The organism is Diaminobutyricibacter sp. McL0608 (assembly GCF_039613825.1).
Taxonomy (GTDB): Bacteria; Actinomycetota; Actinomycetes; order Actinomycetales; family Microbacteriaceae; genus Diaminobutyricibacter.
Window position 1 is genome coordinate 705448 of the sequence record NZ_CP154826.1, and the last position, 12799, is coordinate 718246.

At 68.3% G+C, this 12799-nt stretch carries 10 protein-coding genes; 6 read left to right on the plus strand and 4 right to left on the minus strand.

The features are described from left to right. Window positions 1–176: 176 nt before the first annotated feature. The 3 genes from AAYO93_RS03335 (at window position 177) to AAYO93_RS03345 (ending at window position 3862) form a co-directional block, all read left to right on the plus strand. Complete coding sequence (locus AAYO93_RS03335; RefSeq protein ID WP_345763599.1) at window positions 177–2186, plus strand: S53 family peptidase; 2010 nt, start codon at window positions 177–179, stop codon at window positions 2184–2186. Window positions 2187–2306: 120 nt separating this feature from the next. Beyond that, complete coding sequence (locus AAYO93_RS03340; protein ID WP_345763600.1) at window positions 2307–2933, plus strand: MerR family transcriptional regulator; 627 nt, start codon at window positions 2307–2309, stop codon at window positions 2931–2933. Then, window positions 2930–3862: a hypothetical protein gene (locus AAYO93_RS03345; protein ID WP_345763601.1), complete on the plus strand. Its 933-nt coding sequence runs from the start codon at window positions 2930–2932 to the stop codon at window positions 3860–3862. Before AAYO93_RS03340 ends, AAYO93_RS03345 begins: the two co-directional genes overlap by 4 nt. Window positions 3863–3971: 109 nt before the next feature. On the opposite strand, the gene AAYO93_RS03350 is transcribed toward AAYO93_RS03345, so the two are convergent. The 4 genes from AAYO93_RS03350 to AAYO93_RS03365 all read right to left on the minus strand — a co-directional run bounded on the left by AAYO93_RS03350 (window position 3972) and on the right by AAYO93_RS03365 (window position 8677). Next, window positions 3972–5468, minus strand: a complete 1497-nt coding sequence (locus AAYO93_RS03350) for an APC family permease (protein ID WP_345763602.1) — start codon at window positions 5466–5468, stop codon at window positions 3972–3974. 234 nt (window positions 5469–5702) lie between these two features. Then, window positions 5703–7073, minus strand: a complete 1371-nt coding sequence (locus AAYO93_RS03355) for an NAD-dependent succinate-semialdehyde dehydrogenase (protein WP_345763603.1) — start codon at window positions 7071–7073, stop codon at window positions 5703–5705. An 88-nt stretch (window positions 7074–7161) separates the two neighbouring features. Then, window positions 7162–7911 carry a cache domain-containing protein gene (locus tag AAYO93_RS03360; protein WP_345763604.1) on the minus strand — a complete coding sequence of 250 codons (750 nt, stop codon included), beginning with the start codon at window positions 7909–7911 and terminating at the stop codon, window positions 7162–7164. Further along, window positions 7904–8677, minus strand: a complete 774-nt coding sequence (locus AAYO93_RS03365) for a FadR/GntR family transcriptional regulator (protein ID WP_345763605.1) — start codon at window positions 8675–8677, stop codon at window positions 7904–7906. Before AAYO93_RS03365 ends, AAYO93_RS03360 begins: the two co-directional genes overlap by 8 nt. A 107-nt stretch (window positions 8678–8784) precedes the next feature. On the opposite strand from AAYO93_RS03365, the gene AAYO93_RS03370 reads away from it, so the two are divergent. From AAYO93_RS03370 to AAYO93_RS03380, 3 genes are read left to right on the plus strand one after another with little or no spacing between them, the layout of a single operon-like run. Beyond that, window positions 8785–10068: a CaiB/BaiF CoA transferase family protein gene (locus AAYO93_RS03370; protein ID WP_345763606.1), complete on the plus strand. Its 1284-nt coding sequence runs from the start codon at window positions 8785–8787 to the stop codon at window positions 10066–10068. A gap of 15 nt (window positions 10069–10083) precedes the next feature. Continuing rightward, window positions 10084–11247 (plus strand): acyl-CoA dehydrogenase family protein, encoded by a 1164-nt coding sequence (locus AAYO93_RS03375; RefSeq protein WP_345763607.1) that lies wholly within the window; start codon window positions 10084–10086, stop codon window positions 11245–11247. A 20-nt stretch (window positions 11248–11267) separates the two neighbouring features. Beyond that, complete coding sequence (locus AAYO93_RS03380) at window positions 11268–12746, plus strand: aldehyde dehydrogenase (NADP(+)) (protein ID WP_434056700.1); 1479 nt, start codon at window positions 11268–11270, stop codon at window positions 12744–12746. The last annotated feature ends 53 nt before the right edge of the window (window positions 12747–12799 follow it).

The window sequence follows — 12799 nt, forward strand, 5'->3', positions numbered from 1 at the left end:
GCCCGCTCCCCTCGGGGGCGGGCCTTTTCGCATCCCGAATGCATGCATTTTTTCAGGCAGGTAACTATTTCGACAGACCTGTCTACCCCATCTTGCGGCTAGAACGAATGCTGGTCTACTGTCGCGATTGTGTGCGCGTCGCGCACCGTCTCACTGCCGAGTAAAGGACGACATCAATGACATCTCGCGTCATGCGTCGAGCCCTCCATAAGAGGACCGTTGCAATCCTGGCAACCGCGACCGCTGTGGTCGCACTATCGATGACCGGAATAGGGGGAGCAGTCGCCGCCGATCGGGTCAGCTATTCGGGTTCCGTCCCCAAATGGGCGACCCCGGCCAATGACGCGGGCGCGGCGCCCGCGGCGCAGACCTTCGAGGGGGAGATCTTCCTGCCCCTCCGCGACCAGGCCGGCGCCGTCGCCCTGGCGAAGGCTGTCTCCTCTCCGCTCAACTCCGGCTTCCGCAAGGGGCTGCGCCCGTCAGCCTGGATCGCGCGGTTCTCGCCGACCAAGGCCGACTTCAACGCGAATATCACCTACCTGAAGAGTCAGGGACTGACGATCTTCGCAACCCCGGCCAACCGCGAGTTCATCGTCTTCCGCGGCACTGCAGCCCAGCTGGGCGCCGCCTTCTCGACGAGCCTGCACACCTACGCCGTCGACAAGCACCGGATCGTCGGCCCGTCACGGGCGCCGTCGGTGCCGTCAGCGCTCGCAACGAAGGTGTCGGGCATCAGCCTCGACCAGTCGCGGATGCTCACCAGGCCGGATCTGGCAACGCCCGAGGGCGGAACGGGGTCGAGCGAACCGAGCATCACGCGCAAGGCTGCGGATGCACCTGTGGTTCAGACCCCGTGCTCGAACTATGCCGGTGAGCACTCTGCCACGGTCCCTGCCGCCTACAACGGTCAGACCGTCTACCCGACCTACATCTGCGGGTACACACCGTCGCAGCTGCGTTCGGCGTACGGCCTAGACAAGCTGAACAAGGCCGGCGTGAACGGCAAGGGACAGACCATCGCGATCATCGACGCGTACGCTTCGCCGACGATCCTCGACGACGCGAACACCTACGCGACGGCGGTGGGCGAACCCACACTGAAGGCGGGCCAGTACAAGCAGATCGTTCCCGACAAGAGCCAGTTCGTCGACCAGGCCCTGTGCCAGGAGCCGAGCGGATGGCAGACGGAGCAGACGCTCGACGTCGAATCGTCGCACGGCATCGCTCCGGGGGCGAACATCCTCTACGTCGGTGGCTTCAACTGCGGCGGCGGCCTCGACATCGCGATGTCGACGATCCTGGACAACAAGCTCTCGAACATCGTGAGCAACAGCTACGGGAACGTCGGAGAAGCCGTCCCGACCAACACGCTGCAGGGCCAGAACAACCTGTACGTGCAGGCGGCGGGCGAGGGAATCGGGCTGTACTTCTCGAGCGGTGACAACGGTGACGAGGTCGCGAAACTCGGCTATGCGTCTCCGGACTTCGCGGCGTCCTCCCCGTGGGTGACCGCGGTCGGCGGCACGAGCATCGGCATCGACAAGAACGGCAAGATCGCCTACGAGACCGGCTGGGGTGACACCCGCGACGAAATCACCGTGAACTCTGCTGGCGTCCCGGTCTACGCGAACGCCCTTCCGGGCAGTGCACCTTCGGGCGGCTTCCGGTTCGGCGCAGGCGGTGGGACCAGCGCGGTCTTCGCCGAGCCCGACTATCAGCGGGGCATCGTTCCGACGTCGCTCTCGCGTGGTTTCCGGGTTTCGCCTGACGTCTCGGCGATCGCCGATCCGTACACCGGGTTCCTGATCGGCTACAGCCCGATCGTCGACGACACGACGCTCGCCACGGGTCCGTTCGGTAACGCGACCTTCGGCGGCACGTCGCTCGCGACGCCGGTCGTCGCGGCCCAGATCGCGATCGTGCAGCAGGCCACGCACAAGGTGATCGGGTTCGCGAACCCGACGCTCTACGGCCTGGACCGCATCCTGCCGAGCGCCTTCCGCGATGTCGTCCCGCAGACGCCGCCGCGTGCGCTGGCGTTCACGAGTCCGGCGACCGGGCTCAGCTTCCTCATCACGCTCGACACGGACACCTCGCTGAAGACGGCGAAGGGCTATGACGACGTGACCGGGATGGGCGGGGTGACGTTCAACCTGCTCACCTTGCTCGCTTCCGGGCGGCACTAGCCGGGCGTACCGCCGGCATCGGCCGGCATCAGACGGAGGGGCGGCTGCGTTTCGGGGCGCAGCCGCCCTTTCTTCGACAGTCACTGGTAGTGCCGCTACCGGTAGTGTTACTATCACTGCATGGTCATCACGGAACTCGCAGAACTGTCCGGCACACCCGCAGCGACGATCAAGTACTACGTCCGTGAGGGTCTGCTGCCGGCGGGGGAGCGGGTAGGCGGCAACCGGACGGAGTACGACGAATCACACGCTCACCGCCTGCGCCTCATCCGGGCGATGCTCGAGGTCGGCAAGCTCTCGATCGGGGCCATCTCGAGTGTGCTCACCGCGCTCGACGATCCGGATGCCCCGATCGCCCACACCTTCGACATCGCGCAGCGCGCACTGTCACGCGACACGGTCTCCGGCATCTCGGAGGGGTCGGATGCGGCACTCGCGCGCATCGACGGCGTCATCGACCGCGCCGGCTGGGGAGACTGCGGTGACAATCCCGGGCGCGAGATCGCCGCCAGGGTGGTCGACGCGTTCGACAGGGCCGGCTATCCGCTCCCCGACTCCTACCTCGACGCCTACGCCTCGGCCGCCCAGCAGGTGGCGGAGGCCGACCTCGGAGCGGTCGGAGAACTCGCCGACCCGACCGACATGGCCGAGCTCATGGTCGTCGGCACCGTGCTCGGCGACACTCTCGCCGCAGGCCTTCGACGCATCGCGCAGGCCTATGTCACAACAGAAAGGCGCATCTCATGAAAGCCGTCTTCGCCTGGCACCGCCCCCTGATGACGGTCGCCGCCCTCATGGTGGTCTGTGCCGCCGTGTGTCTTCTCGGACTCGTCGTCGATCACCGGGTCGTTACCGGCATCGACACCTGGCTGAAGCCTCTCAAGTTCTCGATCTCGATCTTCCTGTACAGCGTCACGTGGGCGTGGCTGATCGCGCACCTGCCCCGCTGGCGCCGTTTCGCCCACACCGTGGGAACCGTGATCGCCGTCGCCCTGATCGTCGAGCAGGTCGCGATCGTGGGAGCCGCCGCGGCGGGAACGACCAGTCACTTCAACGTCAGCACCCCGTTCGCGACGACGGTCTGGGCGATCATGGCCGTCTCGATCACCACGCTCTACGTGTGCACCTTCCTGACGACGATCGCGGTGTTCTTCCTCCGGCTTCCGACCGCGTCGACCACGTTCGCGGTGCGCGCCGGCGCCGTGATCGCCCTCGTCGGAATGGGACTCGCCTACCTGATGACGAGCCCGACGTCGCAGCAGCTCTCGGATTTCCAGGGGATCGCCGGTGCGCACACAGTCGGGCTGGCGGATGGCGGAACCGGCCTCCCGCTGCTCGGCTGGAGCACCGTGGGAGGCGATCTGCGCATCCCGCATTTCGTCGGGATGCACGCGCTGCAACTGATTCCCCTCTTCGCCATCCTCCTGGGCTGGCTCGGACGGCGGTGGGACCTGCTCGCAGACGACCGCATACGGCTGCGCCTCGTCGTCGTCGCGGCGTTCGTCTACGTCGCTGCGCTCGCGCTGGTGACGTTCCAGGCGCTCGCCGGGCAGTCGATCGTGCATCCGGCCGGCATGTTCCTCGTGGGCGGCTGGGTGATCGCGGCGACGGCCGTCGTGCTGGGCGGCGCGGCGCTGTTCGTCCGTCCCCGCGCATCCGTCCCGCAGACCGCGTGACGCACCCGCCGAAACGACGAGTGTCGCCGTTCCCGCCGAGAGTCGCCGGTGTGGGGGGTCGACTCGACGGTAACGGCGACACTCGGTCGCGCGGGCGGTGCGGGCGCTGCTAGTGGCGCGCTCGCAGGAGCTCGGCGACGTGGATGGCGTCACCCTCCGGCGCGGTCGACTTGCGGTCGGGGCGCGCAGCGAACAGGTAGATCAGTCCGGTGCCGGCGACGATGGCGAGACCGATCAGCACGATCCAGTCGTTGACGAAGACGCCGCTGTGACCCGGCCACGCGAGCAGGATCATCGCGAAGATCCCGTAGGCGAGCGCGATCACGTTGACCACGAAGCCGCCCTTGCCCAGGTTGAACGGGCCGGCAGGCTTCCATCCCTTGATCCGCTGCCGCAGGGCGGCGAGCACGACCGATTGGAACGCGACGTAGATGCCGAGCACGGCGAACGACGTGATCTGGGTGAGCAGCTGGTCGGGGCCGACATAGATGATCACGCAGATCAGCAGCGGGATGACGCAGGCGACGATCAGCGCGTTGGTCGGAACCTTGCTGCGCGGCGAGACCTTCGAGAGCCACGTGTGCCCGGGGATCATTCCGTCGCGTGCGAACGAGAAGAGCAGCCGGCTCGCGGCCGCCTGCAGGCTCAGGACGCAGGAGAGGAACGCGGTGAGCGCCACGATGAGGAAGATCTTCGCGCCGACGTCGCCGAGGGAGGCCTGCAGGATGCCCGGGATGGGGTCGGCATCCTTGCCGTCCACGATCGCCTGCAGGTCGGGTGCGGCCATGACGTAGCCGCCGAACGCGAACAGGGAGGAGACGCCGCCGACCAGGATGGTCAGGATCATCGCGCGGGGGATGCGCCGGGCCGGGTTCTCGACCTCTTCCGCGACGTCACCGCACGCTTCGAAGCCGTAGAACAGGAACAGGCCGGCGAGCGCAGCACCGAGGAATGCGGTGATGTACGGGCCGTTGCCCTGGACGCCCATCGAGTCGAAGAACACGCTGAACGACTGGTGGCGCTGGAAGATCAGCAGGTAGAGCCCCACGGCGATGACCCCGATCAGCTCCGCAGCGAGCCCGATCCGTGCGACCCGGCCGAGCGTCCTGGTGCCCGAGAAGTTGAAGCCGAGGGCGACGACCAGGAACAGCACCGACAGGAGCACGGTCACCTCTTTGGTGACCGGGATGTTGAAGAGGCTCGCGAGGAAGCCGCTGCCGAACTCGGCGACCGCGGTGATCGTGACGATCATCGCCCAGATGTAGATCCAGGCCGCCATCCACGCATACCGGCGACCCCAGAGTCGCCGGGTCCACGGGTAGATTCCGCCGTGGATCGGGTACTGCGAGACCACTTCGCCGAACACGAGCGAGACCAGGAGCTGGCCGGCGCCCACGATGACGAGCCAGAAGATCGAGGGCGGCCCACCGGTGCTGACGGCGAGCGCGAAAAGCGAATAGACGCCGACGAGCGGTGAGAGATAGGTGAAACCGAGAGCGAAGTTCGCCCACAGCGACATCGATCGGTTGAAGGAATCCTCGTACCCCAGGACCGCCAGATGCTCGCCGTCGGCGAGGTGGTCGGAGGTGGACGGATCTGCTGACATCGTTGCCTTCCGGGTTGGACCAGAGGGCCGTGTGCGGTCACCGTTGACCGCGGGCACCTCGTCGTGTGTGCCCAATATAGTGGGAGGCGAGGCCTAAATCCTATAAAACAGGATGTTTCTGCGCGGAGTGTCGATTTCGTCCGTCAGGTGGCGCCGAAACGACCCGTTCCGGCCGAGAATCGCCGTTAGAACGGGTCATCTCGGCCGGAACGGCGACTCTCGGCGCAGGCCGACTCATCCGCCGATGCGGATCATCTTCTTGTTGACGAACTCGTCTGCTCCGAACCGGCCGAGTTCGCGACCCGAGCCGGACCGCTTGATGCCGCCGAAGGGCAGCTCGGCCCCATCCGCACCGACCAGGTTCACGAACACCATGCCCGCCTCGATGCCGTCGGCGACGCGAAGCGCCTGCTCCTGGTCGGTGGTGAAGACATACGAGCCGAGCCCGAACGGGGTGTCGTTGGCGAGGGCGAGTGCCTCGGCCTCCGACCCGACCTTGTAGACAGCGGCGACCGGCCCGAAGAACTCCTCGCGGTAGGCGTCGTTGTCGGGCTTCACGTCCGTCAGCACGGTGCTCTCGTAGAACGTACCTTCGCGTTTGCCGCCGGCGACGAGGGTGGCGCCCTGTTCGACGGCGCGATCCACCTGCTCGGCGAGGCGGTCTGCCGCAGCGGCCGACGACAACGGGCCCAGCACGGTGTCGGCCGACGTCGGGTCGCTCGGGGTGGCGCCGGTGATCGAGGCGGTGAACTTCTCCAGGAACGGCTGGTACAGGTCGTCGATGACGATGAAACGCTTGGCGGCGTTGCAGGCCTGGCCGTTGTTGTCGAGGCGGGCCGCGACAGCTGCCTCGACGGTCGCATCCAGGTCGTTCGTCGACAGCAGGATGAACGGGTCGGAGCCGCCCAGTTCGAGCACGACCTTCTTGAGGTGGCGGCCGGCGATCTCGGCGACGGCGGCGCCGGCGCGCTCGGAGCCGGTGAGCGACACGCCCTGCACGCGCGGGTCGGCGATGATCGTCCCGATCTGCTCGTGCGACGCGTAGATGTTCGTGTACGCGCCGGCCGGGAATCCCGCATCGTGGAAGATCTGCTCGATGGCCGCGGCCGACTCAGGGCACTGCTCCGCGTGCTTGAGCAGGATGGTGTTGCCGATGATCAGGTTGGGTCCGGCGAAGCGGGCGACCTGGTAGTACGGGAAGTTCCACGGCATGATGCCCAGCAGCACACCGAGCGAGCTGCGTCGGATGAGCGCCGAGCCCTCGCCGGCCAGCAGGGTGATCGGCTCGTCCTTCAGCAGGTCTTGCGCGTTGTCGGCGTAGTACCCGTAGATGTCGCCGCAGAAGTCGACCTCGCCGAGTGCCTGCTCGATCGGCTTGCCCATCTCACGCACGATGATCTCGGCCAGCTCCTGGCGGCGCTCCACGTGCAGTTCGCCCACCCGGCGGATGAGGGCGGCGCGCTCGGCGACGGAGGTGCTTCGCGACCAGGTGCGGTGGGCTTCGTCGGCGCCTGCGATGGCCGCCTGGAGCTCCTCCTCGGTGATCGTGGGGTAGGACTTGACCGTCTCCCCGGTGGCAGGGTTGACGACTGCGTAGTTGCTCATGGGAGTCTCCTTTTCAGGTGCACGCGCGCCCTCAGGTCTGCCGCGATGCACACTCTCGTTCGTCAAAGATATAACAATGGATGATTGTTCACGAGGCGTCTTCTTCGAATGCCAGCGCGAACGGGGTACCTGCGCAGGCGAGTAGTTCGTAACGGCTCGCGCCGGTCGCAGGCGGACGGTCGGGGAGCAGCGTTCCGGCGGCGAGCGTCGGGTCTGTGGAGACCATCACCCGCCCCTGCTCGTTGACCAGCGTGACCGGCCGCTCGATGGCGAGCAGCGTCGGCAGCAGCTCCTTCTCGAGCCGTTTGACGTAGATGTCGGCGCCGACGACGCCGATCATGGTGCCGTCGATCTCGGTCGGCATCGTCAGCGTGACGATGTAATCGCAGGTGCACAGGTGGTCGACGTAGGGCCCGGTGATGTGGGTCTGGTGGGTCGTCTCGGGGATGCTGTACCACTCGAGCGAACGGAAGTCACGCAGGTAGTCTGCGTAGCCGCGTGTGGACAGATCGAGCTTGGTGGGCCCGTCGGTCGTGCCGAGCAGAGGGTTGTCGTCGAGAGGACCGAGCCACCAGGCGAAGTGCACGTCGCGGCCCCGCACGTAGTCGGGGGCGGCGATGAACCCTGCCCCGATCAGTACGGCGTCGTCCGCGATGAGCGACGGCAGCACCAGCGTCGCGGCGAGTTCGTCGAGCTTCGACGGCGTGGTCTCGGTCGGACCCGCCCCGATCGCCTCGCGCCACCGAGCCAGCTGGTCGAAGACTCCGTCGAACAGGGCGCTTACGAGTCGCGCTCCGTCGTCCACGCTCGGACGCCCTGTGGTCCTCTGCTCAGTCATCGAGCGCTCCCGTCTTCTCGAGTCGTGCGCGGGCGGCGAGGAGCCATTCCGCGATCGACCGGATGAGCGCGGTCACCTGGGCGCGAGCCGCTTCTCCGTCGCCGGCGGCGATGGCGTCGGCGATCGAGCGAGTGGCGGTCGACGTGCGGTCGCGCATCCCTGTGTCGGACATCCCGAGCCAGAGGACAGGACCGAACTCGGCCTGGAGCCGGATCTGCTCGCGAACGAGCCGCGTCGACTGGCTGAGGACGGCGAGTTCGAGGAAGAAGCCGCCCGCGTTCCGCCGGGCCTCGGCGGCGGTGCTGAAGTCGGCGTCGTCGAGCCAGCTGCGCAGGCGCTCGTCGTCGGCGGGCGCCGACCGTTCCGCGGCGCGGTCGGCGCACGCGGCCGCGATCGCGGTGATGTAGACGGCGAGGTCGGAGAGTTCGACCTGCGACAGGCCGCGCAGCCGCGTGCGCACCAGTGCGGCGTGCGGTGCGGCCGATTCGATGACGAAGCTGCCGCCCTCCCGTCCGCGGCGCGTCTCGACGAGGCCGGCCTCCCGGAGGATTCCGAGCCCCTCGCGCGCGGTGACCAGGGCGACCCCGAACCGCCGGGCGAGTTCGGATTCGCTGGGGAGGCGTTCCCCTGCCACGAGGACACCGAGGACGATCGCATCCGTCAGGCGCTGGGCGACCTGTTCGGCGCGTCCGGCGCCCGCGAGTTGCGCGAAGACCGCGTCGCGCGCCCCTGGCGCGGTGCGGGTCGGCCCAGCGAGACTGGTCATGCGTGCCCCATGGATTCACACTATCCGCAGGAGACGTCGTCGGCGGACCGGACGCCTAAAACATTCATAATAGGATGAATTCGCTCGAGCATCGCTGAGGAGGCCGGATGAGTGACACAGCATCCGCGGGTGCGCTCACCGGAATCCGCGTGGCCGACTTCTCGCGCGTGCTGGCCGGCCCATACGCGACGATGATGCTCGCCGATTTCGGCGCAGACGTCATCAAGGTCGAAAGCCCGGACGGGGACGACACCCGATCCTGGACCCCGCCGGTGGATGCGGGTGGACAGTCCACCTACTTCGACGCGGTCAACCGCAACAAACGTTCCGTCGTCTGCGACCTGCGCACCGCCGAAGGCCTCGAGACGGCTCGTGCCCTCGCGGCGTCGGCGGATGTCGTGGTGGAGAATTTCCGGCCCGGCGTCATGGAGCGGTACGGACTCGACGCGGCGACCCTGCAGGCGGCCAACCCCGGACTCGTGTACTGCTCCATCTCCGGATTCGGCCGCGAGCACGGCGCCGCGCTTGCCGGGTACGACCTGCTCGTGCAGGCCGTCGGCGGTCTCATGAGCATCACCGGCCACCCCGACGCGGCGCCCACCAAAGTCGGTGTCGCGGTCGTCGACGTGCTCACCGGGCTGAACGCGCTGTCGGGCATCCTGCTCGCACTGCGCGAACGCGACCGCACCGGCCTCGGTCAGCGTGTCGACGTCGACCTGCTCAGCTCCCTCCTCGCCGGGCTCACCAACCAGGCGTCGAGCACCCTCGCGACCGGCATTCCTCCGCAACGGCTCGGGAACGCGCATCCGAGTATCGCGCCGTACGAAGGGTTCGAGGCGTCCGACCGCGAGATTGTCGTCGCTGTCGGCAACGACAAGCAGTTCCGCGCGTTCGCCGCGATCCTCGGAGTGCCGGCGCTCGCCGACGACGCGCGGTTCGCGACCAACGAGTCGCGAGTCGCGCACCGAGCCGAATTGCGCGCGATCATCGACCACGCGCTCGGCGCCGGTCCCGCAGCCCACTGGGTGTCTGAGTGTGCGGCAGCCGGGGTTCCGGCCGGGCTGGTCAACAGTGTCGCAGAGGCGTTCGATTTCGCAGCCGCCCTCGGGCTCGACGCGGTCGCGCAGGTGACCGATGAAGCGACCGGACGGGTCCAGGCGCAGCCGGCCAACCCCATCCACCTCTCTGCGATGCCTGCGCGTTACGAGCGCGTGGCGCCCGCACTGGGGGAGCATGAAGGCGCGGTCTGGCTGGATGAGGCGGGTCGCGCGGGGGCGCGGGGGGCCGCATCCGCACCCGCGGCCGCATCCGCGAGCGCATCCGCGAGCGAACACGAAGCCGCATCGGCGAGCGGACCCGCCGCCGTACGGGGTAAAGAATCAGCGCAGTAGAACGGAAGGAACACCGTGAGCACCCTGCTCGAGGACGCATTCAGCATCCAACCCCTGCTCAGCGACGAGGAGCGCGGATGGGCCGCCACGGCGCGCACATTCGCGACCGAGCGCATCCTGCCGGTCATCGAGCAGGACTTCGAAGACAAACACTTCCGGCGCGAATTCGTCGGCGAACTCGGCGCGCTCGGCCTGCTCGGAATGCACCTCACAGACGAGGGATGCGCGGGCGCGGGCGCGGTCAGCTACGGGCTGGTCTGTCTGGAGCTCGAAGCGGCGGACAGCGGATGGCGCACTTTCGTATCGGTGCAGGGATCGCTGGCGATGAGCGCGATCTCGAAATTCGGCTCCGATGAACAGAAGCACGAATGGCTGCCGCCGCTGGCGCGCGGCGAGCGGATCGGTTGCTTCGCGCTCACGGAGCCGGGCGGAGGCAGTGACCCCTCGGGGATGCTCACCTTCGCCCACCGCGACGGCGACGACTGGGTGATCCGCGGGAGCAAACGGTGGATCGGACTCGCGAGCATCGCAGACGTCGCGGTCGTCTGGGCGGCGACGGACGACGGCGTGCGCGGGTTCCTGGTGCCGACCTCGACGCCCGGCTTCACGGCGACGCCGATCGACGGGAAGCTGTCGATGCGGGCATCCATCCAGTGCGATGTGGTGCTCGACGATGTGCGGGTGCCCGGTGAGGCGCTGCTTCCCGGCGCGCGTGGACTGTCGGGGCCGTTCAGCTGCCTGAACGAAGCCAGATACGGGATCGTGTGGGGAGCGATGGGCGCCGCACGGTCGTGCCTCGAGGCGGCACTCGGACGCGCGACGAGCCGCGAAGTCTTCGGCAAGCCGATCGGGGCGACGCAGCTGGTGCAGCAGAAACTCGCCAACATGTTCGTCGAATACGAGAAAGGCGTGCTGCTCGCCCTCCACCTCGGGCGCCTCAAAGAGCGCGGCGAGCTGACCCCGACCCAGATCAGCGTCGGAAAACTCAACAGCGTGCGCGAGGCGCTCTCGATCGCGGGTGAGGCGCGCAGCATCCTCGGCGGCGACGGGATCACCAGCGAATTCCCGGTGATGCGCCATCTCGCAAACCTCGAGTCGGTGCGCACGTACGAGGGGACTGATGAGATCCACACGCTCGTGCTCGGGCGCGCGCTCACCGGGCTGGCGGCGTTCTCGTGAGTGGCGACGGGGTTCCGGTCGTGGGTGGCGCTGCGGGCGCTGCGGTCGCGGGTGGCGCTGCGGGCGTCGACGCGGCAGCGAGGGCGGCTGCATCGAGCGGAATCGAGTCGGCGTCGCGTGAGGAGCGGGCCGCGTGGCTGGAGGCGCTCGCCGCCGCCCTCGAGGCGGACCGGGGCGAACTCGTCGCGATCGCGCACCGCGAGACGCACCTGAGCGAGACGCGACTCGACGGCGAAGTGACGCGGACGGCAGCGCAGCTGCGGTTCTTCGCAGGCGTCGCCCGCGAAGGAAGCTACCTCGAGGCGACGCTGGACTCGCCTGATCCGACGACGATCCCGCCGCGCCCCGACCTCCGCCGGATGCTGCGGCCGCTCGGTCCTGTCGCCGTCTTCACCGCATCCAATTTCCCGTTCGCGTTCTCGGTGCTCGGCAACGACACGGCCTCGGCGCTCGCCGCGGGCTGTGCGGTCGTCGTGAAGGCGCATCCGGGGCACCCGGAACTGTCGCGGCGGACGGCCGGGCTCGCGGTCGCCGCGCTCGCCTCGGCGGGGGCGCCCGACGGGATCCTCTCGCTCGTCGAAGGAGTGGAGGCGGGCGTGGCGCTGGTGCAGCATCCGTCGATCGCTGCTGTGGGATTCACCGGATCCGTGCGGGGCGGCCGGGCGCTGTTCGACCTGGCGTGTGCACGGCGGGCGCCGATCCCGTTCTATGGGGAGCTGGGGAGCATCAACCCGGTGGTCGTGACGCCGGCGGCGGCGCAGGAGCGGGCGGCCGACCTCGCAGCCGGCCTGGTCGGGTCCTTCACCCGCGACGGCGGCCAGTACTGTACGAAGCCCGGACTCGTGTTCGCGCCGTCGGACAGCGGGTTCGTGGATGCGCTGGCTTCGGTGCTGGCGGATGCACCGGCGCAGCGGCTGCTGACGGATGGGATGAGCGGTGCGTTCGCCGATGGCGCGTCCGCGTTCGCTGGACGCGACGATGTCGAGGTCATCGGCACAGTGCGCGCGTCTGACACCGATGTCGAGGTCGCCGAGGCGAGTTCGCCGGTGGTCATCGTCGTGGAGGCGGCGACGTTCCTGGCGTCGAGGGAGGACTTTCTGGCCGAATGTTTCGGCCCGTTGACGGTCGTGGTGGGTTACGCAGACTCAGCGGAGCTGTCGGCAGCGGTCGGTGTGCTGGAGGGGTCGCTGACAGCGACGATCCAGCATGCGGGGGATGAGGATGTCGCTCCTCTGACGGACGCTCTGTCTCGCATCGCCGGGCGGGTCGTCTTCAACGGGTGGCCGACGGGCGTCGCGATCGCGTGGGCGCAGCACCACGGGGGTTCGTGGCCGTCGACGACGGCATCCGTGCACACGTCGGTCGGTGCTTCGGCGATCCGGCGTTTCCTGACGCCGATCGCGTACCAGGATGCTCCCCAGTCCGTGTTGCCGGCTGAGCTGCAGGACGGTAACCCGCTGCGCATCCCGCGTCGCGAGAACGGCGCGCTGGGGGCGTAGCACGGTTCGCGCACCGGCGCGCGGGCCCGCGCGTGCGTAGCGTTGGTCGCGAG